20 protein-coding genes and 1 pseudogene are annotated in these 22760 nt (G+C 72.4%); 12 read left to right on the top strand and 9 right to left on the bottom strand.

Annotation, left to right across the window (positions count from 1 at the left end):
* The first annotated feature begins 1 nt into the window (after position 1).
* The 8 genes from ACFYU9_RS25385 (at position 2) to ACFYU9_RS25350 (ending at position 7957) form a co-directional block, all read left to right on the top strand.
* A complete protein-coding gene (locus tag ACFYU9_RS25385; protein ID WP_389212053.1) occupies positions 2–1609 on the top strand; it encodes an aldehyde dehydrogenase family protein in 1608 nt (535 codons plus the stop codon).
* Positions 1606–2784 (top strand): acyl-CoA dehydrogenase family protein, encoded by a 1179-nt coding sequence (locus tag ACFYU9_RS25380; protein ID WP_389346107.1) that lies wholly within the window; start codon positions 1606–1608, stop codon positions 2782–2784. Before ACFYU9_RS25385 ends, ACFYU9_RS25380 begins: the two co-directional genes overlap by 4 nt.
* Positions 2785–2827: 43 nt before the next feature.
* A complete protein-coding gene (locus ACFYU9_RS25375) occupies positions 2828–4099 on the top strand; it encodes an aspartate aminotransferase family protein (protein WP_389212049.1) in 1272 nt (423 codons plus the stop codon).
* Between the two features lies 1 nt (position 4100).
* Entirely contained in the window at positions 4101–4547 is a 447-nt protein-coding gene (locus ACFYU9_RS25370; protein ID WP_389212047.1) for a type II toxin-antitoxin system RatA family toxin, read from the top strand.
* On the top strand, positions 4547–5026 hold the full coding sequence (locus ACFYU9_RS25365; protein ID WP_389212045.1) for a hypothetical protein: 480 nt from the start codon (positions 4547–4549) through the stop codon (positions 5024–5026). The genes ACFYU9_RS25370 and ACFYU9_RS25365 overlap by 1 nt, the downstream gene beginning before the upstream one ends.
* Positions 5023–6018: a phosphatidylglycerol lysyltransferase domain-containing protein gene (locus tag ACFYU9_RS25360; protein ID WP_389212043.1), complete on the top strand. Its 996-nt coding sequence runs from the start codon at positions 5023–5025 to the stop codon at positions 6016–6018. Before ACFYU9_RS25365 ends, ACFYU9_RS25360 begins: the two co-directional genes overlap by 4 nt.
* A gap of 74 nt (positions 6019–6092) precedes the next feature.
* The gene (locus ACFYU9_RS25355; RefSeq protein WP_389212041.1) at positions 6093–7052 is read left to right on the top strand and encodes a VlmB-like protein; all 960 of its coding nucleotides are present in this window, start codon (positions 6093–6095) and stop codon (positions 7050–7052) included.
* Complete coding sequence (locus tag ACFYU9_RS25350; protein ID WP_389212039.1) at positions 7049–7957, top strand: alpha/beta fold hydrolase; 909 nt, start codon at positions 7049–7051, stop codon at positions 7955–7957. The genes ACFYU9_RS25355 and ACFYU9_RS25350 overlap by 4 nt, the downstream gene beginning before the upstream one ends.
* 276 nt (positions 7958–8233) lie before the next feature.
* Here ACFYU9_RS25350 and ACFYU9_RS25345 read toward each other — a convergent pair whose 3' ends face one another.
* Positions 8234–9184, bottom strand: coding sequence for a MerR family transcriptional regulator (locus tag ACFYU9_RS25345; RefSeq protein WP_389346106.1), 951 nt, complete (start codon positions 9182–9184; stop codon positions 8234–8236).
* A gap of 139 nt (positions 9185–9323) precedes the next feature.
* Here ACFYU9_RS25345 and ACFYU9_RS25340 point away from each other — a divergent pair, with 139 nt between their 5' ends.
* Positions 9324–9674, top strand: a complete 351-nt coding sequence (locus ACFYU9_RS25340; protein ID WP_389346105.1) for a hypothetical protein — start codon at positions 9324–9326, stop codon at positions 9672–9674.
* A gap of 6 nt (positions 9675–9680) precedes the next feature.
* On the opposite strand, the gene ACFYU9_RS25335 is transcribed toward ACFYU9_RS25340, so the two are convergent.
* The 6 genes from ACFYU9_RS25335 to ACFYU9_RS25310 form a co-directional block, all read right to left on the bottom strand.
* Entirely contained in the window at positions 9681–10841 is a 1161-nt protein-coding gene (locus tag ACFYU9_RS25335) for a Cmx/CmrA family chloramphenicol efflux MFS transporter (protein WP_389346104.1), read from the bottom strand.
* 274 nt (positions 10842–11115) lie between these two features.
* Positions 11116–12138, bottom strand: coding sequence for an endonuclease/exonuclease/phosphatase family protein (locus ACFYU9_RS25330; RefSeq protein ID WP_389346103.1), 1023 nt, complete (start codon positions 12136–12138; stop codon positions 11116–11118).
* 6 nt (positions 12139–12144) lie between these two features.
* The gene (locus ACFYU9_RS25325; RefSeq protein WP_389346102.1) at positions 12145–13128 is read right to left on the bottom strand and encodes a D-alanyl-D-alanine carboxypeptidase family protein; all 984 of its coding nucleotides are present in this window, start codon (positions 13126–13128) and stop codon (positions 12145–12147) included.
* 394 nt (positions 13129–13522) lie between these two features.
* The gene (locus ACFYU9_RS25320) at positions 13523–14779 is read right to left on the bottom strand and encodes an ATP-binding protein (RefSeq protein ID WP_389346101.1); all 1257 of its coding nucleotides are present in this window, start codon (positions 14777–14779) and stop codon (positions 13523–13525) included.
* 12 nt (positions 14780–14791) lie between these two features.
* Positions 14792–15517, bottom strand: a complete 726-nt coding sequence (gene cseB, locus ACFYU9_RS25315; protein ID WP_389346100.1) for a two-component system response regulator CseB — start codon at positions 15515–15517, stop codon at positions 14792–14794.
* A 112-nt stretch (positions 15518–15629) separates the two neighbouring features.
* A complete protein-coding gene (locus tag ACFYU9_RS25310; RefSeq protein WP_389346098.1) occupies positions 15630–16187 on the bottom strand; it encodes an SMI1/KNR4 family protein in 558 nt (185 codons plus the stop codon).
* Positions 16188–16462: 275 nt separating this feature from the next.
* Between ACFYU9_RS25310 and ACFYU9_RS25305 the strand changes: the two genes are divergently transcribed.
* Complete coding sequence (locus ACFYU9_RS25305; RefSeq protein ID WP_389346097.1) at positions 16463–16972, top strand: hypothetical protein; 510 nt, start codon at positions 16463–16465, stop codon at positions 16970–16972.
* A 53-nt stretch (positions 16973–17025) separates the two neighbouring features.
* Here the strand turns inward: ACFYU9_RS25305 and ACFYU9_RS25300 are convergent.
* Together ACFYU9_RS25300 and ACFYU9_RS25295 are read right to left on the bottom strand one after the other, a co-directional pair.
* Positions 17026–17124 (bottom strand): annotated as a pseudogene (locus ACFYU9_RS25300) (IS5/IS1182 family transposase); the annotation flags it as partial.
* Positions 17125–17133: 9 nt separating this feature from the next.
* On the bottom strand, positions 17134–18363 hold the full coding sequence (locus tag ACFYU9_RS25295) for an AraC family transcriptional regulator ligand-binding domain-containing protein (protein WP_389346096.1): 1230 nt from the start codon (positions 18361–18363) through the stop codon (positions 17134–17136).
* Positions 18364–18577: 214 nt separating this feature from the next.
* Here ACFYU9_RS25295 and ACFYU9_RS25290 point away from each other — a divergent pair, with 214 nt between their 5' ends.
* A complete protein-coding gene (locus ACFYU9_RS25290) occupies positions 18578–19072 on the top strand; it encodes a hypothetical protein (RefSeq protein ID WP_389346095.1) in 495 nt (164 codons plus the stop codon).
* Between the two features lie 215 nt (positions 19073–19287).
* A complete protein-coding gene (locus ACFYU9_RS25285) occupies positions 19288–22641 on the top strand; it encodes an ALF repeat-containing protein (RefSeq protein WP_389346094.1) in 3354 nt (1117 codons plus the stop codon).
* Positions 22642–22760 lie beyond the last annotated feature (119 nt).

The raw sequence follows: 22760 nt of genomic DNA, 5'->3' as shown, positions 1-22760 counted from the left end.
CGTGCACTCCTACGGCTCGTACATCGCGGGGCAGGACATCCCGTCGGACCACTGGGTCTACACGGTCCGGGCCTCGGCGATGCTCACGGACATGATGGGCTCCATCCGGCTCAAGCGGGACCTGGAGCAGGGGCGGCTGGCGCCCGAGGAGGCGCCGGAGTCGGTCATCGGGCGCTGCTCGGTCGGCGACGCGACCGACATGGAGGCGGCACTGCGCGGCGCGGCCGGCGCCGTGCCCACCTGGGCCGCCGCTCCGCTCGACACCCGGCTCCGGTTCGTCGAGGTGGTCCACGAACTGGCCCGGAGCAAGCGTCACGACATCGTCGACATGCTCGTCGCGGAGGGACATCCGCGGGCTCTGGCCGAGTGGGAGACCACCGGCATCATCGCCAACACCGCTCCGGTCACCCGCGCCTACCTGGCGCAGCAGCTGGAGCACCGCACCGTGCTCGGCCCCCGGGAGATGATCGTCCGCCGGGTCGCCGACGGCGTGGTGTGCCTCAACCCTCCGCAGAACGCGACCGTCGCCAACGCGTGCCTCGGTGTGTGGGCGCTCGCCGCCGGCAACGCGCTCGTGGTGCGCGCGCCGCTGAGCGCCCCGCTCGGGGTGCTGCGCATCGCGCACGAGCTGCTGATCCCCGCCCTGCGCGAGGTCGGCGCGCCGCCGGAGGCCCTCTCGGTGGTGTGTGCCGAGGCCGGGCGGACGATGCGGCAGTGGCTCGACAGCCCGTACGTGAACGACGTCATGTACTTCGGCGGCAGCGAGCAGGGCGTCGCGTTCGGCGCCGAGTGCGTGGCCCACGGCAAGAAGCCCGTGCTCGAACTGGCGGGCAACGACACCTGCGTCGTCTGGGACGACGTGGACGTCGACCTGGCGGCCGAGGCGCTCGCCGAGGCCTTCTACGGCTCCGGGCAGATCTGCATGGTGCCCAACTGCGCCGTCGTCCATCCGGCGATCGCCGACGCGCTGATCGAGCGGCTCGTCGAGCGGGTGCGCACCATCCGGCCGGGCCTGCCCGAGGAACCGGAGGCGCTGCTGTCGCCGGTGCGGCGCACCGAGGCGTACGAGGAGATCCTGAAGGACGCCGTCGAGCTCGGCGGGACGGTCGTGACGGGCGGCAGGCGGCTCGGCCTGGACGGCGTGCCCGACCCGGTCGGCGGCGTGTTCGTGGAGCCGACCGTGGTGCGCGTCGACGGGCTGAAGGCGGCCCGCAACGTGCGCGCCGTCCGCGAGGAGACCTTCTTCCCGCTGCTGCCGATCGTGGTGGCCGACGACATCCCCGAGGCCGAACTCCTAGACTCCGTCGTCGACTTCGTCAACACCAACGCGTACGGCCTGCGCAACTCGCTGTGGGCCCGGAGCGCCGACGTCATCGACGGCTTCGTCCGCGGGGTCCGCAACGGCGGCCTGCTGAAGGTCAACGACTCCCACATCGGCTTCCTTCCCTTCCTGCCGACCCACGGCGGCACCGGTCTGACCGGCGGCCCCTGCGGCGAGGCCAACTACCCGGCGCTGCGCACCAGTCATGTGCAGGGGGTGAGCATCGCCTCCGGAATCCGTCCGACCGAAGCGGTGTTCGCCGCCTTCGCCTCCGAGGAGAACCAGTGACCCCCCACGCCATGGACCACGGCCGGTCCGCGCTGCGCTGCATGGAGACGGCCCGGGACGCCTGCGCCAAGGCGCTGCCGGGACTCGCGGAGGAACTGCGGGACCTGCCCCTGGCCGAGCTGGAGAGCCCGGGCAGCCCCGCCCTGGCCGCCTTCAAGCGGGCCGGCGGCGCCGGTCTCCTCGTGCCCGGGACGTACGGCGGCGCGGGCGCGACCGCGCTGGAGGCCGTACGGGTCTCGCGGGCGCTCGGCGCGCTCTCCCCCTCGCTGGCCGTGGCCGCCGCGATGCACAACTTCTCGGTGGCGTCCCTGGTCGCGCTGGTCGCGTCGAGCGGTGCGAGCGGCCTGGAGTGGATGCTGATCGAGGGCATCGCCCGCGACGGGCTGCTCGTCGCCTCCGGATTCGCCGAGGGCCGGGCCGGGGCCAGCGTCCTGGACTCGGCCGTGACGGCACGGCCGGCGGCGAGCGGCGGCGGCTATGTGGTGAACGGTTCCAAGAAGCCGTGCAGCCTGTCGCGGTCCATGGACCTGCTGACCGCCGGCGTGGCGATCGAGCAGCCGGACGGTTCCTCGCAGCTGGGCGTGGCGCTGATCCCCGCCGCCTCGGAGGGCATCAGCCGCCATCCGTTCTGGGGCGTGCCGTACCTGGCGGGCGCGGAGAGCGACGAGGTCGTCCTGAGGGACGTCCATGTTCCCGAGGAGCTGATGCTGCGCCCCGAGGTCGAGCTCGGCACCGGTCTGGACACCCTCCAGACCGTCGGGTTCGTCTGGTTCGAGCTGCTGGTCACGGCGGCCTACACCGGTGCGGTGGGCCGGCTCGCGGAGGCCGCGCTGCGGGCGGGCCGCGGCAGCGTGACGGACCGCGCGGCCGTGCTCGTCGCCGTCGAGGCGGCCGCGGGTCTGGCCGAGAACGTGGCGCACGTCGTGGACTCCGGGACGATCGGCAACGAGGAGCTGGCCGCGGCGCTGACAGCGCGCTTCGCGGTCCAGGACCTGCTGGTCAAGGCCGCGGACCAGGCGGCGGAGCTGCTGGGCGGGGTCAATTTCGTCACGTCCCCCGAGGTGGGTCATCTGCTGGCCGTCAGCCGGGTCCTGGCCTTCCACCCGCCGTCCCGGTCGTCGAGCGCCGAGGCGCTGGTCGACCACCACGCCGGCGCGCCGCTGCGCATCGCATGACGCCGCGCCCGTCCCACCGCGAAGAGCGATCCAGGAGGCAACGATGAACGGCCGCGAGGCCCTGGTCGACGGCAGGAACACCGCCGACCTTTACAAGACCCATCTCAGCAGCGGACGGGGCCGGCTGGGCGAGATGTTCGGCGGTCACGTCGAGGCGTCCTCGTCCGGGGCCCGGGTGCTCACCGAGGACGGCCGTTCCTTCCTCAACTGCGGCGGCTACGGCGTCTTCCTCACCGGCGCCTGCCACCCGCGTGTGGTCGAGGCCGTGGAGCGCCAGGTCCGTACCCACCCGCTGTCCACCCGTATGCTGCTCGACCCGGCCGCGGGACGGGCCGCGGCCGCGCTCGCCGGGGTCACCCCGCCGGGCCTCGACCGGATGCATTTCTGCGGCTCCGGCGCCGAGGCGGTGGAGGCGGCCCTGAAGCTGGCCCGCAGCCACGGCCGGCACCGCATCATCGCGATGCGCGACGGCTACCACGGCAAGACGCTCGGAGCGCTGTCCGCGACGGGCAAGGACCTCTACCGTGCCCCGTTCCTGCCCCTGCTGCCGACCACGCACGTGCCGTACGGGGACGCGGCGGCCCTCGCGGAGGCGCTCGGCGCCGACGCCTCGGACGCCGTGGTGATCCTGGAGCCGGTGCAGGGCGAGGCGGGTGTGGTGATCCCGCCGGAGGGCTATCTCCGCGAGGTGAGCGACCTCTGCCGCCGGCAGGGCGCGTTCCTGGTCCTGGACGAGGTGATGACCGGACTCGGGCGCCTGGGCACCTGGTGGGGCGCCGACCGGGAGGGCATCGTGCCCGACGTCCTGCTCGTGGGCAAGGCGCTCAGCGGCGGTGTGATCCCGGTCGCCGCCGCCGTCGCCACCGAGGAGGCGTTCGCCCCGTTCGACCGCGACCCGTTCATCCACACGTCGACGTTCGCGGCCGCGCCCGTGGCGATGGCGGCCGTGGAGGCGGCGGTCGGGACGATCCGCGACGAGGGGCTCGTCGACCGGGCCCGCACGCTCGGCGAGCGGATCCTGTCCGCGCTGCGGGCGGCCGTCGCGGAGCACTGTCCGCATCTGGTGCGCGAGGTGCGCGGCGCGGGCCTGCTCATCGGCGTCGAGTTCCAGGACCCCGGCCTGGCCGGGGAGTTCCTCCTCGAACTCCTGCACGGGAACGTCATCGTCAACCACTCGCTCAACGCCCACGCGGTCGTTCGCCTGACGCCGCCGGCCGTACTCGACGAAGCGGACGTCCAGGAGCTGACGGCCGCGCTGCACGCGGCCGCCCGTGCCCTGGGCGAACGCTTCCCCCACCTGAAGGGAAACTCCTGACATGCGGTCGGTCCACCTGACCCACCACTCCGCGCACGTCACGGCGCAGGACGCCTATGCCCGCATCGGCGACTTCGCCCGCTACCCCGCCCTGGTCGACACCGTGCGCCGGGTCTCCGTCCGGCCGGACACCGGCGACGGCGTCCTCACCAGCGACTGGGAGGTCGACTTCCGCAACGGCGTGCTCGCCTGGGAGGAGGTGGACGTCTTCGACGACACCGCCTTGACGATCTCCTTCCGGCAGACGCGCGGCGACTTCGACACCTTCGACGGCCGCTGGCTGGTCGCCCCGGACGCGTCGGGGTGCCGGGTCGAGTTCAGCGCCGAGTTCGACTTCGGGCTGCCGACGCTGGCCAACATCGTCGACCCGGTGGCCGAGCGCGTGCTGCGCCAGACCATCGGCCACATCCTGCACGCCCTGATCGGCGGGGAGGAGGTGGCCGCCTGATGGACCCGGTCAACAGGTTCGAGACCCGGACGACCTTCCGGCTGCTGCGCGCGGAGTACATGGCCGGCCTGCTGATCAGCGCCGGACTGCTCATCGCCCACTGGGACGAGGTGCGCTGGCCCGTCGCGATCGCGCTGTTCGCGTACATCGACGTCCTCGGGTACCTGCCCGGCGCCCTGGCCCACCGCAGGGCCAAGGGCGGGCGGGTGCCCAAGGGCTACTACGTCCTCTACAACACGATGCACAGCTGGCTGACCGCGGGCGCCGTGGTCGCCCTGTGGGCATGGCTGGTGGGCCCGGAGTGGGCACTGATGGCCGTGCCGCTCCACCTGTGCGGCGACCGCGGGCTGCTCGGCAACTTCTTCAAGCCCTTCAGCGTGCCCTTCGAGCCCGAGGTGCACCCGGCGTTCGCCGCCTTCGAGCAGGAGCTGCACCGGCCCGCGGCCCCGGCGGGCACGGCGGGAAGCGGTTCCCGATGACCGCGCCGGCGGCGACGGACCCCCTCTGTCTCCTCGCCGCCCACGCGGACCACCCCAGCGGTGCGCTCGCCCTCAATACGGGCACGATCCGCCGGCCCGGCAGAAGCGTGCCGGGGGTCGTCGCCTACCGCCGGGGCCGGCGGCACACCGTCCAGTTCGCCGGTCCGTTCGCGGCCCCGGCGGACCGGGACCGGTTGCTGGAGGAGTTCCTGCGGGAGCTGGCCGCCGGGCCGGGCAGGCCCCCACGGCTGACGGTCGCGCAGCTCCGCGCCGACGACGTCGCCCGGTACGAGGCGCGCGGGTTCCGCGTCAACCAGATCGGTACGTCGTACAGCATCGACCTGGAGCGTTTCACGGTCCGTGGGAAGGCGCTGGCCAAGGTGCGGCAGAACGTGTCGCGGGCCCGCCGCGAGGGCGTCGTCGTCGCGGAGGAGGACTCCCTGGCGCCGCAGCCCGAGCTGGACGCGATCGACGCGGCGTGGCTGCGCGCCAAGGGGCGGCACGTGAAGGAACTCGACTTCCTCATCGGGGAGCGCGGCGGGCTCGCCGCCCCGCTGCGACGGACCTTCGTCGCGCGCGTCGAGGGCCGCGCGGTCGGCTACGTCACCTACTCCCCCGCCTGGGGCGGCAGGCCCGGTTACCTGTACGACCTCACGCGCCGCTCCCCCGCGGCGCCCGTGGGCACGGTGGAACTCGTCAACCTCACCGCGCTCGAACGGTTCCGGGCCGAGGGTGTCGGCTGGCTTCATCTGGGCCTGACGCCCTTCGCGGGACTGTCCGCGGCCCATGCCCCGGCGTCCGCGTCGCCGCTGCTCGACCGCGCCCTGCGTCTGATCGCCGAGCACGGCAAGGCCGTGTATCCGGCGCGCACGCAGGAGGCGTTCAAGCTCAAGTGGGCACCGCAGGTGATCGAACCGGAGTTCGCCGCCTTCCAGGGCGGTGCGACGCCGGGCAGCGTCTGGAACCTGATGCGCATCACCAACTCCATCTGAACCACCCGTCTTTACGAGGGCCGGCGCTCTGTCACGGGTGCCGGCGCTCTCTCCCCCACTCCATCGGAGGAACGATGTCGAACAACCAGCCCGTCGAGACCGACTGGGACCGGGCGCCCGGAGTCCTGGAAGGGGCCGCGGAGCTCGAACTGACCCCGGAGCAGTGCGACCTGCCGTACTGGCTGGAGCACGTCGCCGGCACGATGCTGCGCCGGCTCTCGGACGGCACGGTGAAGGACGCCGGGCCGACCGACCTGGTCCGCGCCCCCGGCCCGCTGCGCGACGCGGTCATCGACGAGTTCGCCTTCCGCCACCTCGCCGAGGAGAAGGCGACGCGCGCCCTGAGCTTCCTCGTCAACCACGCGCCCGACTCCGCGTGCCTGGAGTTCTTCACCACCCAGCTGGTCGACGAGGCCCGGCACGCACGGGCCTTCCGCGACCACCTGCTCACGCTGGGGGTGCCCGCGCAGGACCTGGCCCGCACCGTCCAGGAGGTGGCCGGCCAAGCCGCCGCCGACGTGCTCGACCCCCTTGAGGAGTTCGGTCTCACCGTCCTGCGCGACCAGGGCGACTTCTACGGCGGCGTCCTCGTCCTGACCGTGCTGGTCGAGGGGGTGCTCGCGCCGGCCGCCGAGCTGAGCGAGCGCAAGTGGCGCCTGCTCGACCCGGGCGCGGCCCTGGTGGAGCGCGGCGCCAACATGGACGAGATCCGGCACCTCGCGGTGGGCAGCGCGATCGTCCGCCGGCGCCTGCTCGACCACCCCGAGGACAAGGACCGGCTCCTCGACGTCATCCGGCGCGGCCGCGAGCTCTGGACGAACCTGCCCATGGAGCGCGTCCTGTACCGGCGCGAGAGCCTCTTCCAGGAGGGCCTGCGGGACGCCGCCCCGCTCCTCGGCGACTACGAGGTGTGGGAGGGCCGCCGGCTCGTCGACACCACGGCGGAGGAGCGCATGGCCACGGCCGAGTCCTGGTCGGCGCGCACCCAGGACACCCGGCTGCGCTACATGCTCCTCGACGGGGCCGTCGGATGACGTCACCGCGCGCGACCACCGACGAGCTCGTCGTCCCGTACCCGGACGGCTCCGGTGGCGAGGGCCGGATCGTCGCGCAGGTCACGCGCCCGGAGACCGGCCCGGTGCGGGCCGTGGTGCTGCTCTGGCCGGCCCTCGGCGTCTCCGCGTCGTACTACGCGCCCCTCGGCGAGGAGCTGGCCCGGCAGGGTTACGCGACGGTCGCCGCCGACCTGCGCGGCCAGGGGCGGTCCCGCCCGCGCTGCGGACGCGGCACGCGCCACGGCTACCAGGACTTCGCCGCCCGGGACTGGCCGCGGCTCGTGCGGGCGGTACGGCTGCTGTTCGCGCCCGGCACGCCCGTGCACCTCCTCGGCCACAGCATCGGCGGCCAGGCCTCCCTGCTGTACGTCGCCCGCCCCGAGGCCGACGTGGACGGCCTGATCCTGGTCGCCTCGGGAACCGTGCACCACCGCAGCTTCCCGGGCGCGCGGCGCGCGGGAGTCCTGCTCGGCACGCAGCTGGCCGCGTTCCTCAGCGTGGTCCTGGGGTACTACCCGGGGCACCGGCTCGGCTTCGGCGGCCGTCAGTCCGGTGGCGTGATGCGCGACTGGGCCAGGATCGGACGCACCGGCAGATTCGAGCCGACAGGTGCCGACATGGACTACGAGGCGGCCTTCGCCACAGTCCGGCTGCCGGTGCTCGCGGTGTCCGTCGCCGGCGACACCCTGGCCCCGCCGACGGCGGTCGACGCCCTGTGCGACCGCCTCGTGGGCTGCTCGGTCACACGCGTCCACCACACCCCGGCCACCCCGTCCCTGCACGGCCACACCCGCTGGGCACGCGACGGGCGGGGCATCGCGCAGCACCTCACCGCCTGGCTGCGCCAGGTGTCGTCCGCGCACCCCGGCGCCGGCGCCGGGTGAGCTGACCGCGGGCGCCGTCGGCGCCTTCCGGTCCCCGTCACGGCGCGGACCTCCGTGCGTGGTGAAGGAGCCCCCGCTCCACTCCCCGCACGGAGGTCCGCGTGTCCCCGCCGCCTCTCCCCGCGCGGGCGCGGCGCACCCGGTTCGAGGCGCGTCGGCCGGGGACGGTGTGACGGACGCGTCAACGACGGTCCGGGGCCCGGACCCCGGCCGGCCACGGCGGCCGGCCCGACCGGCACGGGGACGAGCACGAGTGCCGTTGGGGCGCCCTGCGCGTCACCGCTGGGGCATCCGGGTACGGAGGGCCGTGGCGAGCCAGGTGAGCGCGGGCGCCAGGCTCTCGGGGGCCGGCCAGCCGTTGACGACGGCCAGCAACGACAGGTAGCGGTCCCGGCGCGGGTCGTTCATCTGCTCCAGCCGGGCGGCGAGGACGGGGTAGAGGGTGCGGGAATCGTGTGAGGCCGGGTGGCCGAGAATGCGCGCGTAGTGCGCCGCGAGTGCGGTCACGATCGGTTCCGCTGCGGGCGAGTCCGGCTCGACACCGGCCTCGATCGCCGGTGTCACCCGGGCCCGGACGGCTTCGGCCAGGATGCGAGGCAGGCCCGTGGCGTCCTCTGCGGCCCGATCGACCGCGAGGCCCTGGGCCATGCCGTGCAGCGTCGCGCGGAAGTCGTGGTCGTGGAGCAGCTCGGCGAGCTGCACCCACGCCTCGATCTGCTCGGGTTCGGGGTCGTCGGGCAGTTCGGGTGTCAGCGAGCGGATCACCGCCGCGAACGCAGGGTTTTCGTGCAGGCCGGCGAAGACGGCTCCGAGGAAGTCGTCGATCAGGCGCTGCCGTTCGTCCTCCGACAAACGTGCCAGTCGGTGCATGAGGTCCATCTCCTGAGGGGTCGAGCCGCGCCTGGCCACCGCCGTCAGCACGGCGCGCCGCTGCCGCAGGACGCGGATCTGCACGTCCAGTGCCTCGGCATGCGTAGCGGCGACGTCGGTCAGCGAGACCTCCCGGTCCAGGACCCTGCGGATCGCGGCCAGGTCGACTCCCAACTCGCGCAGGGTGCGGACGAGTTCGAGGCGTGCGAGGGAGTCGGCACCGTACTGGCGGTATCCGGCCGGGGTGCGGGCGGTCGGTGGCACGATCCCGGTATCTGCGTAGAACCGGATGGCCTTCACCGTCAGGCCCGTCCGCCGAGCCAGATCACCGATCGAATGGAGCGTCTCGCCGTTCATGCCCCCACCTTCTCGTCTCCCCTTACCGGAGACTCAAGCCGCCCGGCCGGCGGACTGATCCGCCCGCCGAGGCCGCCCGCGCCGCACCACTCTGCGCGCGCCACTGCCCGGGCTCGGGCGTCCACCCGCTCGGTCGGCGGTGCGGACGCCCGGGCCCGGGTCACTTCGCGGTCGCGGTGGCGATGAGGGCCTGGAGCTGCTCGGCGGCGCGGTCGGGGGGCGGGTGCTGCGCTGGGCGCGGCTCAGGGCGCGGCTCAGGGCGCGGCTCAGGGCGCGGCTCAGGGCGCGGCTCAGGGCGCGGCTCAGGGCGATCGCGCCCTCGACGGCAGCGACGACGAACGGCCGCCGGCTTCACCCGCACGACGCGCTGCGCGTGTGGATGCTCGTCCACGAGCAGCCGGACGGCACCTGGGGCGCGGGCGGCTCCGTCGTCCGCCTGCCCGACGCGGTCGCGCTCGCCCGGCAGGGCAAGGAGCAGGCCGATGCGTGAGCCGACCTACGTCGCCCGCCGCACACCCACGGCGTGGGCCGCCGCGACGAGCAGCGCGACAGCCACCAGGAGTCCGCTCGACCACAGCGGACCGAGGTTCCCGGCCGCGGTACCGAGGGTGGCCGCGGCGACGAACGGGCCGACAGCGGCGCCGACGTTGAGTGCCGCGGTCGCGTACGAGCCGGCCATGGCCGGGGCTCCCGCGGCTTCGTAAAGGACCCGCGTGATCAGGGTGCCGCCCAGTGCGAACGACAGGGCTCCCTGGACGAACACGAGGGCGAGCAGCGCGACCGGCTCGTCCGCCAGGACGGCCAGGGCCGGCCAGCCGACGAGCAGCAGCGGGCCGCCGACCGCGACGACCCGGCCGGGGTGCCGGTCGGACAGCCGGCCGGCGACCGTGACTCCGGCGAAGGACCCGACGCCGAAGAGCACCAGGGCCACGGAGATCCACAGCTCGCCGAGCCCGGCGGTGCCGGTGACGACGGGGGCGAGGAAGGTGAGGCCGGCGAAGGTGGCCGCGTTCACCAGCGCGCCGAGCAGCATCACCACGAGCAGCCTCGGCCGTGCCAACTGGGCGAGTTCCGCTCGCAGGGCCGGTCCGCCACGCTCCTGTCCCTTCGCCCGTCCCGCCGGGATTCCCTTCAGGATGCCGAGGGCCGCGGGCAGGCAGAGCGCGGCGACAGCCCAGAACGTGGCCCGCCAGCCGAAGAGCGTGCCGAGCACCGCACCACCGGGGACGCCGGCGACCGTGGCAATCGTCGTGCCCGACAGCAGCACGGCCAGCGCCCGTCCCTTCTTGTCGGGCGCGACCAGGGTGGCGGCAGCCGCCAAGGCGACGGCGAGGAACCCTGCGTTAGCGAGCGCGGCGACGACCCGGGTGGCGAACAGGACCGGGAAACTGGTGGTGAGGGCACCCACGGCGTGGGCTGCCGCGAAGGCGAGGATGAACCCGAGCAGGCTGGAGCGCCTGGACCAGGTGCGGGCGAGTGCGGCCACCAGCGGGGCACCGACGATCATGCCGATGGCGAAGGCCGAGGTGAGCGTGCCTGCTGTCCCGACGGTGACGTCGAGATCGGAGGCGATGTCCGGCACGAGTCCGGCGAGCATGAACTCCGACGTACCCATGGCGAAGACGGCCACGGCAAGCAGATACAGCGGAAGAGGCATCGAGTGACTCCGGGGCGAGGAGAAGAACGACAAGGTCAACTCGTCACCGCGGCCAGCCCTCAAGGGCGTCCCCGTCGCATCGCGGAATGCGCGCGACGACAGGTCGAGGAGCTCAGGGGTTCAGGGGGCTGGCGGCGTGACCGAAAGCCCCCACCGTGTCTGACTCAGGACTCGACATGGACAGCACGCTACCCGACCACGGGTCTTCTACGCACCCTGGCTTCCCGGGCGTTGGCCTGCGTCGCACGCGGCGCGACCGCCACGGCTGCGGACGCTATCCGGGCGAGCCGGTGTCGCCGGCCGGGACCGCCGTGAGGTCGATGCGGGCCGCGACGGGCAGATGATCGCTCGCCGTCGCGGGCAGCGTCCACGACGCGGTGGGTTTCGCTCCCCTGACGAGGATCTGGTCGATCCGCACGATCGGGAAGCTCGACGGCCAGGTGAGGCCGAAGCCGTCGCCGGAGGAGGACTGGGCCGAGACCATGCCGGAGGTGAGCGGGCGCAGCGCTCGGTCGTCGGTGGAGCCGTTGAAGTCGCCCATGACGAGGGTGCGGGGCGCGTGTTCGGCGCGCAGGATGTCCGCCAGGACGGCGGCGACGTCGTTGCGGGCGCCCGAGCCGAAGCCGGTGGGGCCGACGCGGACGGACGGGAGGTGGACGACGTACACGGCCAGCGGGCCCTTGGGGGTGTCGGCCGTGGCGCGCATCGCCCGGGTCCAGGGCATGATCGGCACCGCCCGGGCGTCCCGGAGCGGGCGGGTGCTCCACAGGCCGACCGTGCCTTGGTAGAAGTGGTGCGGGTACGCGGCGGCCAGGGCCCGTTCGTAGGCGGGCGCGGTGTCCGGGGACAGTTCCTCCAGGGCCACGATGTCGGCCTTGGCGGCGAGCAGGCTCCGCACGGTGCCCTGCGGGTCGGGGTTGGCCTGGTTGACGTTGTGGCTGACGACGGTGAGGTCCCCGCCCGGGGACGACTTGTCGGTGAGGGTGCCTCCGAAGGCCGTCAGCCAGGCGACCACGGGCAGGACCAGGGCGGCCGCCGCCATCCGTGACCGGCGCAGCAGCGCCACGGCCGCGAGCGCGGGTATCGCGAGTCCCGTCCACGGCAGCAGGGTCTCGGCGAGGCTGCTGAGGTGGCCGGGGAGGTCGGGGAGGCTTGCGTGGCCGATGAGAACGAGCGCGAGGAGGGCGGCGCAGATCGCGGTGGCGGTCCCCCGGCGCCGTATCCGCGCCGATCGCGGTGGGCTGCTCGCCGTCTTCCGCTCCGTCTCCGGGGCGATGGCCTGATGCGTCGTCGTCATCGTGGTTCAGCCTTCCCGGGTCAGGCCGGCGCGGAGTCCCTCGATCAGGCGGCGACTGCTGTCGACGGCCGCCCGGAGCCCCTCGCCGGGCGTGGTGTTCGCCCGCTGGTGGAGGACCGCGCCGACGAGCAGGCGGGTCGTGTCGCCGACACGTACCTCGCAGGCCCACAGCAGGTTCCCGCCGGCCGGAGTGCTGGAACCGGTCTTGATGCCGACGACACCGGGCGTGTCCAGGAGAGGGTTGGTGTTGGTGATCGGGCCGACGCCGGGAATCGTCACCGACCGCGTGCCCACGATGTCGCGGAAGACGGGGTTCTTCATCGCCTTCCGGGCCAGGGCGAGCTGGTCGCTCGCTGTACTGGTCGTGGTGGCTTCGATCCCGCTGGCCCCGGTGTACGTCGAGTGCTTCATGCCGAGCCGGGCGGCGCTGCGCCGCATCTTCTCCGCGAACGCCTCCTGGCTCCCCGAGTCCCAGCGCGCCAGCAGCCGCGCGACGTTGTTCCCGGAGGGAATCAACAGCATCTCCAGCAGCTGACGCTGGGAGTAGCGCCGGCCCGCCTGGAGCGGCACCGTGGACTCGCCGCCGACACCCACCTCGTACGAGGCCTGGCGATCCGCCTCGATCGCGGGGCCCGGTTCACCGGGCCGCAGCGGATGTTCCTCGAGGATGACGTGCGCGGTCATCACTTTCGTCAGGCTCGCGATGGGCACGGGCCGCTGTTCGCCCCGCGTCCCGACCGGGCCGGAGCCTTCCAGCGCGACGGCGGTCTGACCGTCCTGCGGCCACGGAGCCGCGTCACTGCCGGCGATCGGGAGCCGGCCGCCGGCCGTTCCCGCGGGCGACACGACGTCCGGCCCGGAGCCGCCGGAGCCGTCCGCCGTCCCGTACACGGAGACGCCCAGGACCGTGACGAGGGCCAGGGCCAGCGCGCCTCCCGCGACGCGGTTCCGGTGCGCGCCGGAAAGGGGGGAGAAGGGGGAAAGGGACACGGGGCCACCTCCGGGGCTGCCGTACGAGATCGTTACGGCAGTCAGAGTGCGGGGCCGGCATGTCCGTACGGCTGAGGCGAACGCTTCACGGGGGCGCGGGAACCCATCGTTCGTGTATCCACCGCGTATCAGGCCCGGGCACGGCGGGCCGGGCACGGCGGGCCGGGCACGGCGGGCCCAGGCATTGCAGGCCCGGCACGGCGGGTCCAGCCACGGCGGGCCGGGCACGGCGGGCGGCCGTGCCGCCCGCTGCCGGCCGACGCCGTGGTGGGCGGGCCCGGGCGCAGCGGGCCCGGACACCGCGGGCCCACGCGCCGCGGATCGGTCCGCATGGACCGGGCACCCCGGATCCGGCAGGCAGCGGGCGGTGGCAGGACGCGGGGCGGCGGCGGCTTTACGGGCGGACCTCGCCGGGGCCCTCCTCGGGCAGACGCAGCGTCGCCACGGCTCCCCCGTCCTCGGCGTCGTTCGCGAACTCCAGCACCGCGCCGATGACCGCCGCCTGGCCGCGCGCGATCGTCAGCCCCAGGCCGTGACCGCGGCCCCGCTCGGCCGCACCCGTCCGGAACCGCTGGGGACCGCGGGCCAGGAGATCCGCGGGGTACCCGGGGCCGTGGTCCCGAACCGTGATCGTCCGCTCGGCGACCGTGATCTCCACGGGGTCGGCGCCGTGGCGGTGGGCGTTGGTGACGAGGTTGGCGACGATCCGGTCCAGACGCCGCGGATCCGTTTCGGCCACGGCCGTCTCGTCCGCCGTCACGCGCGCCGTCGCACCCGCGCGCGCCACCGACTCCCGTACCAGCTCGGCCAGGACCACCGGCCGGAACCGGGGCTCCTCGGCACCGGCGTCGAGCCGGGAGATCTCCAGCAGGTCCTCGACGAGGTCGCGCAGCACCCCGATCCGGTCCTTGACCATGTCGGTGACCTCGTCCTCCGGCAGCAGGCCGGCCGAGGTCACCAGACCCATCAGCGGCGTACGCAGCTCATGGGCGACATCGGCGGTGAAGCGCTGTTCGCTCGCGATGCGCTGCCGCAGGCTGTCGGCCATCGAGTCGACGACGGCCCCGATCTCCCCGATCTCGTCGACGCCGCCGCGGCTCGTCCCCGTGCGGGCGTCCAGGTCGCCCGCGGTGATGCGGCGCGCCGTACGGGCCACCCGGCGCAGCCTTCGCGCAGGCAGCTCGGTCGCGAGGACCGTGACGGGGACGACGATGGCGAGGGTGAGCAGCGAGTACTTCCACATGTGCCGGTCGAGGGCCTGCCGGGTGAGCAGGTCGGCGGTCATGTCGACGTCGACCGCGTACAGCCGCCCGTCCTGCTTGCGCGCGGCCCAGTAGACGGGCGCCGGTGGCCGGTTCACGTACAGGGTGCCCCGGCCCTCACGTTCGACCTGCCGCAGCAGGGCGTCGGGGAGTTCGCCCGGCTGCACCACGGGTACGGATGCGTCCTGGTGGGAGGCCGACGGGTCCCGCAGGGCAAGGTCGAGGGCGGCCTCGGCCTTGCCGGCGCCCTCGTTCATGGACCGGCGCAGGGTGGACTCGTGGACGAGTACGCCGACGGTGAGGGCCATGGTGGTGCAGGCGAGCCCCACCAGCAGGACGATCTTCCAGCGCAGCGACCGGAGGTTGAGCAGTGCCCGTACGAAGGTCATCGCGAGCCCTCCTCAGCGGCGCAGCTTGTAGCCGAAGCCCCGCACCGTCTCGATGCGATCGGCGCCGATCTTCTTCCGCAGCCGCTGGACGCACAGGTCGACGACCCGGGTGTCGCCGTCCCAGCCGTAGTCCCAGACGTTGCGCAGCAGCGTCTGGCGGTCCAGCACGATCCCGGGGTGGGCGGAGAACTCGAGGAGCAGTCGCAGTTCGGTCGGGGCCAGGGCGAGCCGCTCGCCGCCGCGGCGTACTTCCAGGGCCGCGGGGTCGATGCTCAGGTCGCCGAAGACGAGCGTTCCGGCCGTCGCCGGGGCGTCGGACCGACCGGAGTGCGCAGGCACCGAGGAGGCCCGGCGCAGGAGGGAGCGGATCCGGGCCACCAGCACGGAGGTGTCGACGGGCTTGACCACGTAGTCGTCCGCCCCGGCCTCCAGCCCGGACACCACGTCGAGGGCGTCACCGCGGGCGGACATCATGAGGATCGGGGCCGTGCTGGTCTCCCTGATGCGTCGGCACAGCCCGATGCCGTCCAGGGCCGGCAGCATGACGTCGAGGAGCAGCAGGTCGTGCTGCCCCTCGCGGAAGAGTTCGAGCCCGGTGAGTCCGTCGCCCGCGACGGTCATGCGGTAGCCGTAGCGCTCCAACGCCATCGCCACCGACTTGCGGATCACTTCGTCGTCCTCGACGAGCAGAATCGACACGGGTATGGGTTCGGACTCAGGCATGTGCACGCATCGCATCCATCGGGGGGCATGATCAGCGGACCTCCCATCATGCCGCACCGCCCCGCACGCACCGACAAGGACGGAACCGACCACTCCCGTCCCCTTCAGTCCCCTGTACGGCGTGTGGTCACCGCGCTCTCGGGGCTGTGACCCGGGGGCCCCAGGGGGCGCTTGCGACGGTCGGCGGAGAGGTGAGACCGAGAGCGGGGTTGTCCTTGCCGTCCCGCATGTGGTCGAGCCAGCGCTCGTACCAGCTCAGGAAGTCCCGGGCCGAGGAGACGTTCGCCTGCCAGAAGCCGTCCGCGTTGCCGGTGAGCACACGGCCGGTGAGGGGCCCGGTCACGCCGATGAGGCACAGGTCGGAGCAGCCCATCTCGACGATGTGGAGGAACCGGTCGCCTTGCAGCGCGTCGGGGTGGTCCACGTGGTGGAATCCCCGCGGAGTGCCGTCCGGGGGCTGCCGGTCCATGGTGAAGAGCCTGCAGTCTTCCAGTGGAAGCAGGCCGTAGAAGGGGCCGGCACCGCTGCCTCCGAGTTCGACGAGGAACTCTCGGTAGGCCAGCGGCAATGCGATGCGGTGTTCGTGCTCGAACGCGTCCGCCTGCGCGGAGGCGACCTTCGGGCCGACGCGGAACTGGTGGCGCTCGGAGCCCATCGAGTGGCTGCGGTGCGCCTGGTACGGCACCCTCGCCAGCTTGGACCGTATGCGCGATATGCGGGACGTGCGGGACGTGCGGGAGCCCACCGGAAGATCTTTTCTCTCGTCGGCCGCCACTCTAGCGTCGCATGGACGGGAGACCTCCGAGCATCTCGACGACTGTCGAGCTGTGGGGCGAGATGGCAGGGTCTCATCTTCGTCGCCGGCACCCGGGCCGCGAGTCCGGACCTCCCCCGGCAGGGGGAGGCCGCCGGGTCTTCGGGATGATGTGGCGCCGCCATGTCCTCGGCGAGCCTGGAGGCATGACCACTCCCCCGAACGCCACCGCTCCCGCACCCCGCTGGGCGATCCGAGCCGCACATGCCGCAGCCCTCACCGCCGTGCCGTCGGGGCTGTGGCGGATCGCGCTGGCCTTCGGTCTTCCGGTGGGGTACAGCGCCCAGGTGCTCCGCCATGATTTCCACATACCCGGCTGGGGCGCGGTGTACGTGATCGGGCTCAGCGTGGTTTCCGAGGCGTTGGCCCTGCTGACGCTCGGCTTGGTCCAGCCCTGGGGCGAGGTGGTGCCCCGTTGGATCCCGGTCATCGGCGGCCGCCGCGTTCGCCCACTCGCCGCTGTCATCCCCGCCGCCCTCGGCTCACTGGGCCTCGTGTGGCTCTGGACCAGCCTTCTCTTCTGGTGGAACGTCGAGGAGCATCCGGCGATGGTCGGGCCATGGCACACCATTGTCGGCGTTCTCTACCTGCCGCTGGTGCTCTGGGGCCCGCTGCTGGCCGCCGTGACCGTCTCCTACTACCGCCGTCACCGCTGACCACCAAAGGGATCGCCTGACTCGACGGGGACGCCCCCTCCTTACTGATCATTTCAGAATGAGGCTTGAAGCCGCCGCAAGCAGATGATGCTGCAGGCGACTTGGAGTTGTCCGAGGTGGAGGTCGGCTCGTATCTCGTAGCGGTTCCGGAGGGTTTGAAGTCAGCCGGGGCCCTTGGGGCCGCCGCAGTCGCGGGCGTCCTTGCCTCGTTCAGGAGCCGCGCTGGGTGATGGAAGTTCTGTGGGGTGGCCGTCATCGCTGTGCACACGGAGCGCTGCAATGGGCTGTCCGGTCCAGCGCTGGACGGCGCGGCGCAGCCCGCCGGGGTCCGCGTAGCCGGCGTGTCTGGCGACGGAGTCGAGGGTCATGTCGGTGGAGGTGAGCAGGCGTAGGGCGCGTTCGCTGCGCACGGTCTGGAGTTCGTCCGACCAAGTGGTGTGGTGTTCTCCCAGGCGGCGCTGGAGGGTGCGGGGGCTGAGGGACATGCGTTCGGCGGTGGCGCGCAGGGTGGGAATCTCCGTGTCCGGTGTAGCCCGGAGGGTGGTGCGGAAGATGTCGAGCCAGGTGTGGAGGGGGATGGCGTCGGTGAGGGTCCGATCGGCGTGTCTTCGTAGGAGTGCGGACAGGCCGGGGGCATGGGGCTGGGGTGTGGTGAGGTCTGCGGCTTTGAACGTGAGGGAGTTGACGGGGCTGGTGAAGTCGATGGCGCGGGTGCCGTACAGCTCTACGAGGGCTTGATGAGTCCGGGGAATTCGTGAGGCGAGGGCGACCTGGGTGGGGGTGATCGCGCGGCGAGCGGTCTCGCGGACCCGCTGCAGGAACAGACCCAGAGCGTAGGCACGTATCGCGGAAGCGACTTCGTCGCTTAGGTCGGCCGCGTTGACGTGGCTGATGGTGATGTGCTGTTCGGTCTCCTCTATATGGAGGGTCTCGGTGCCGGAGTCCCCTAGAGCGGCAAGGTAGCGGGCGGCGTCGCGGAGTCCTTCCAGTGGTGTTGCTGCCTGGGTGGCGAGGTAGTCCCACAGGCCGAAGCTTCCCAGGGCGCTCTCCTGGACCATGCGCAGCGCGGCTTCATGCCAAGGGACCTGCAGGATCATGAGTTCCCAGAGGCGGATGTTGGTGGACGCTGGAGTGCGGTATCGGTCATCCGTCAGATGCACGGGGGCCGTGCCGAGCAGGTCCGTGTACTTGGCGGGAGTGACTCCGAGCCGTCGGGCGGCCGCGATGTTCACGCGGGTGAAGGCTGCCGGGGTGGTGCCGTGGTGCTGTGGGACGTCCGCGACGCGGAGGCTTGCCTGCTCTCGGGGGCGGCCCGGTGAGCTGTGGCGCGTCAGGCCCTGCTGGTGACGCGTGAGGCCCTTGGTGGCCTGAGGGATGCGATCTAGCGTCATGTCCGTCCTTGTGCGTTTGGGCTGCGGTGCCGTTGCGCTGTGGCGTTCCGCATGAGGCGTTGCGGGGGCTTGGTGATTGCTGGTCCTCGGTACGCGCTGGTGGATGTGCTCCATCAGCACTTGTTAGGTCGGTTTCCATCGACTGCACATGTTAACTGAGTTCACAGCACCCTGAGAGGGTGCCTGGGTATGCAAAGGACATGAATTGCGCCTCATGAGAAGAATCGCCACGCTGGGTGGGGTCGCGGCACTGGGGGCGGCGGCCCTCGTATCCGCCTTGTCCAATCCGGCCGCCGGGGCGCCGAACGCGCTTGCCGTGGAAGAGATTCCGGGGTTTGCGGTGGAGGATTTCGGCTACCCGAACGCGGACAGCATCCTGAGGGACAAGGGAATTGTGCTGAAGCGAGGGGACGGGCACATCACCCTCGCCGACTGCGGGAGCGAGCCGGGACTCCTCCAGATCATGCGGCGCCCCGAGGACGCCATGCCGGTCTGCTTCAAGGTGACCGGCGACTCCGGCTTCCTGACGATGGAGATTCCCTCCGTCTATGGGGTCAAGGGCAACGCCTACGACGCCACGGTCGACATGACCGTGGGTACCGAGAAGAAGTCGTTCGCTGTCACTCCGAACCAGTGGACGGCCGTGGGAGAGACGACGGACCCGGAGGCGCGCGAGTACATGCTCGTCGAGATCCGGACGCAGAAGTAGCACCTACCGATCCGATGGGTGCTCGGGCTGGATGGCCCGCTCGGCATCGCCTCGCCGGCTCGGTCGGCCCGGTGTGCCTCATCGGGCGGTTCCCGCGGCCCGGTTCGCCCTCGACGGGCAGCCGACGGCATTGAGGCCCTCGCCCCGTGGTGCGCGGCCTTCGCGTGCCCAGACCCTCCGGCATCCCGACCATTCGACCGAACGAAGGTGCTTTCGTGCAGACAACCTTCTGGAGTCGTCGGCGTTTCGTCACCGTCGTGACAGCCACGGCGGCCGCCGCTTCCACTCCAGCCCTTCTCAGTTCAGCGGCTCGTGCGGCCGCCGTTGCCGGCGACACCGGTGGCCTACTCGATCTCCCTGACACGCCGCGCGCACGGGCAGTGCGTGCGTACATGCTCGGCGGCAAGGCCACCCGGGCCGCTGCGGGCCAGGCCCTGAGCGGCACGGACAACGACGTCGCCCTCTTCCTCGCCGAGGCGCTTCCCAAGACGACGGCGGAGGACAATCGCGTTGCCGTGTTCTCCTACCTGGCCCGGGGCGGAAAGGCCATCCGGCGCGATGCCTCGGCCGCTCTCGACGGGGGCGACGGGACCATTGCCGCGTTCGTACAGGCCGGCTACCGCTCCGCGATCACCGAAGACCTCCGTGTCGCGACGCTCGCGGTGGTCAACAATGGCGGAAAGGCTGTCAAGCGCGACGGCTCGACCGCCATCGACGCCGGCACACAGAGTGCGCTGGAGACGTTCCTGGCGACCGGTCAGTACACCGCACGTCTCGAGGACATGCGCATCGAGGTCACGGCAAGCCTCGTCAACGCCGGACCGGAGGTGACCAAGTACGCGAACCGCGCCCTCAGCGGCAGCGCGGACGACATCCAGTGGTACCTCGACACGGGTCAGCACATCGCCCGCGCCCGGGACCAGGAGGCCGCCTCCATTGAGCAGCTCGTCGCCGTCGTGTTGCGAGAGGCGCAGCGCGCCCAGGCCAAGACCGATCTCGCCGTCGAGGCGTCGGAGCGGGCCGTCACAGCAGCGGCCAAGGCCAAGGCTGCGGCGGACACGGCTGCCGCCGAGGCCGCGCTCGCGAAGGACAACGTGACCAAGTCCGCCGCCGCGGCGACGAAGGCGGCCACGGCCGCTCAAGGTGCGGCCTCGGCCGCCAAGACGGCGATCCGCTCCTCGAACGCGGCGGTCGAGGCCTCGCGTCGTGCCTCCTCGGCGGCCACCGCAGCCTCCCAGGCGGCGGCCACCGCTGGAGCGGCTGCCTCCCGGGCCTACAACGCGGCCATCGCCGCCTCGAAGGACGCCTCCAAGAGCGGCGAAGCCAAGAACGCCGCGGTGGCGGCCCGCAACGCGGCCGCTCAGGCGCGCAACTCCGCCGCGGCCGCCGACCAGGCCGCCGTCGCCTCCCAGCAGTCGGCCACCGCGGGTGCGTCGGCCGCCGCGGCGGCCCGCAATGCGGCCGCCGCCGCCTCCGCCTCCGCCCAGGCCGCCGCGGCGGCCGGCGCGGCTCAGGGGCAGGCAGCGGAGGCGAAGCAGCAGGCGCAGATGGCCGGCACCGCCGCTCAGCAGGCGACCGACGCCGCAGCCGCGGCCCAGAGCCTGGCCACCGCCGCCGCCACGTCGGCGCGCGCCTCACGTGACGCCGCGAACGCGGCGGCCGATCACGCGGAGAACGCGGCCGCCGCCGCCGAAGACGCGGTCAAGTACGCGGGGCAGGCCATCGACTTCGCCAACAAGTCCACTGCCTTCGCTGCTGAGGCGGTGAAGGCGGCGGACGCGGCCACCAAGGCCGTCATGGACGCCGAGGAGGTGGAGCAGAAGGCCCGCGAGGCCGAGTTCGCGAACTTGGAGGCAGACAAGAAGCAGGCCATCGAGGAGGCTGCTGCGCTGGCAAGGGCGGACGCCGTGGACCGGGCTGCCGCCGCCGGCAGGCGAGCCCAGCAGCAGCAGGTGGACGCGGCCACCAGGGATCTGATCAGCCAGGCGGAGCAGGCACTCAATGGCAGCGACATGAGCCTCGCCGCCACGCTCGGCCGCAAGGCCGCCATCGCCCTGCTCGACTCGAAGGGCACCTGGACCCGTGAGGCGGCGCAGTTCGCGCTCTCGGGCAGCGACTGGGACGTCTGCTCCTGGATCGACCTCGACCGCTCGCTCGCCGAAGCACAGGACGACCGTGAGACCGCCCTGTACATCGCCCAGGTCTCCGACCCCACGGTCGCCGCCGCGGCCGCCGCAGCGCTGGCCAACGGCAGCGCGCAGGCGGTCGGCGACTTCAACACGTCCGGCGTGCTGAGGGCCCGGGCGACGCAGAACCGGATCAATATCTTCCGTATCCTGAACGCGAATCCGGGAAAGGCCGTAGCCCGCGCAGGCAACGACGCCCTCAACTCCAATACCCCGCAGTCGCTGCAGAAGTTCTTCGACACCGAGCTGGAAACCGCGGTGCGAGAGGACGATGCCGTCACTGCCACCAATCTGCTCACCACCGGCGGCCCTTACACCCGGTCGTACTCCGAGGTCGCGCTGGAGGGGCCCGGCTGGATGAAGCGCGTGTTGGTCGAAGGCCTTCAGCACAAGGCCGCTCAGCTCGACCACGACTCCCTCAGCCACCAATCGGCGATGAAGGGCGCAATTGCCGCTGCCTACAAGGTCGCACTTGAGGCCCAGCGGGACGCGGCCCTCGCCTCCGAGGTCGCCGCGGATGCCCGCAAGGCCGGGCAGGAGGCCCAGGCATGGGCGGCGAAGGCCGTCATCGCGAGCCAGGATGCCTCCACCTACGCCGGCCAGGCCAAGGCCAACGCCGACGCCGCGGACAAGTCGGCCGCCGACGCGCAGGCGTCCGCGGCCAAGGCCAAGACCGCCGCCACCACCGCACAAGGCGCCTCCCGCGCGGCGAACTACTCCGCCAACCGAGCCATCGACGCCGCGCGCAGCGCGGTGGCGTCGTCCGCGCAGGCCCGGGGTTCGGCGGCCAGCGCGCACAACGCGGCCGTGACGGCGGGCCAGAACGCCAACGAGGCTGCCAACGCCGCGAGTCAGGCCCGGCAGATCGAGCTGAACCTGCGCGCCCGGGAGATCGCGGAAGCGGCCGCCCGGGCCGCCGAACAGGCGAAGAAGGACCGGGACACCAAGACCAACCCGTCCGACGCTCCTCAAAACGACCAGGTCAATCCGAACGGATCGCAGACCGAGGAGGAGCAGTGGTGGGAGGACGCGAAGTGGTGGGCTGACACCGCCGGAAAGGTCGGCACGGCCACCGGACTCCTGGCGGCCGGCTTCGGCGTCGCTTCCCTCTTCCTCCCGGCCGCGCCGATCACCGTCACCATCGGCGCCGTCCTCGCGGGCGTCTCCCTCGTGGCCGGCGGCATCAGCGTCGTCGCCACCGGCATCGAGTACGGCTTCACCAGCAGCGAGTTCATGAACTCCGCCGGAGGTTTCGCGCTCAACCTCATTACCCGCGGAGGTGGCGGAGTCGTCGCCCCAGCGGTGAAGTCCGTGGCGAAGAAGGCCGGGGAAGTCTTCGAAGACGTCGTGTCCCCGGTCCTCGCCGAGTTCGCCCGCCGATGACCCCGCGCGCCGGCCACTGAGCTCGCGCCCCCGACACCGCCTCGTCCGGGCCCCCGACCATGGCTCGCGCTTGATCGCGGGCCTGGCTCAATCCTCCCAGCATCCTTTCGGAGAGAAAC

The sequence above is a fragment of the Streptomyces sp. NPDC004327 genome (assembly GCF_042873935.1).
Taxonomy (GTDB): Bacteria; Actinomycetota; Actinomycetes; order Streptomycetales; family Streptomycetaceae; genus Streptomyces.
The sequence above is the reverse complement of the archived record's forward strand: the minus strand, read 5'-3'. Positions and strand labels throughout refer to the sequence as shown.

Bases quoted from the DNA above. Each gene is read 5' to 3' on its own strand.
- ACFYU9_RS25375 (WP_389212049.1), top strand. From the start codon at position 2,828: ATGAACGGCCGCGAGGCCCTGGTCGACGGCAGGAACACCGCCGACCTT.
- ACFYU9_RS25370 (WP_389212047.1), top strand. From the start codon at position 4,101: ATGCGGTCGGTCCACCTGACCCACCACTCCGCGCACGTCACGGCGCAG.
- ACFYU9_RS25365 (WP_389212045.1), top strand. From the start codon at position 4,547: ATGGACCCGGTCAACAGGTTCGAGACCCGGACGACCTTCCGGCTGCTG.
- ACFYU9_RS25360 (WP_389212043.1), top strand. From the start codon at position 5,023: ATGACCGCGCCGGCGGCGACGGACCCCCTCTGTCTCCTCGCCGCCCAC.
- ACFYU9_RS25355 (WP_389212041.1), top strand. From the start codon at position 6,093: ATGTCGAACAACCAGCCCGTCGAGACCGACTGGGACCGGGCGCCCGGA.
- ACFYU9_RS25350 (WP_389212039.1), top strand. From the start codon at position 7,049: ATGACGTCACCGCGCGCGACCACCGACGAGCTCGTCGTCCCGTACCCG.
- ACFYU9_RS25345 (WP_389346106.1), bottom strand. From the start codon at position 9,184: ATGAACGGCGAGACGCTCCATTCGATCGGTGATCTGGCTCGGCGGACG.
- ACFYU9_RS25335 (WP_389346104.1), bottom strand. From the start codon at position 10,841: ATGCCTCTTCCGCTGTATCTGCTTGCCGTGGCCGTCTTCGCCATGGGT.
- ACFYU9_RS25330 (WP_389346103.1), bottom strand. From the start codon at position 12,138: ATGACGACGACGCATCAGGCCATCGCCCCGGAGACGGAGCGGAAGACG.
- ACFYU9_RS25320 (WP_389346101.1), bottom strand. From the start codon at position 14,779: ATGACCTTCGTACGGGCACTGCTCAACCTCCGGTCGCTGCGCTGGAAG.
- cseB (WP_389346100.1), bottom strand. From the start codon at position 15,517: ATGCGATGCGTGCACATGCCTGAGTCCGAACCCATACCCGTGTCGATT.
- ACFYU9_RS25305 (WP_389346097.1), top strand. From the start codon at position 16,463: ATGACCACTCCCCCGAACGCCACCGCTCCCGCACCCCGCTGGGCGATC.
- ACFYU9_RS25295 (WP_389346096.1), bottom strand. From the start codon at position 18,363: ATGACGCTAGATCGCATCCCTCAGGCCACCAAGGGCCTCACGCGTCAC.
- ACFYU9_RS25290 (WP_389346095.1), top strand. From the start codon at position 18,578: ATGAGAAGAATCGCCACGCTGGGTGGGGTCGCGGCACTGGGGGCGGCG.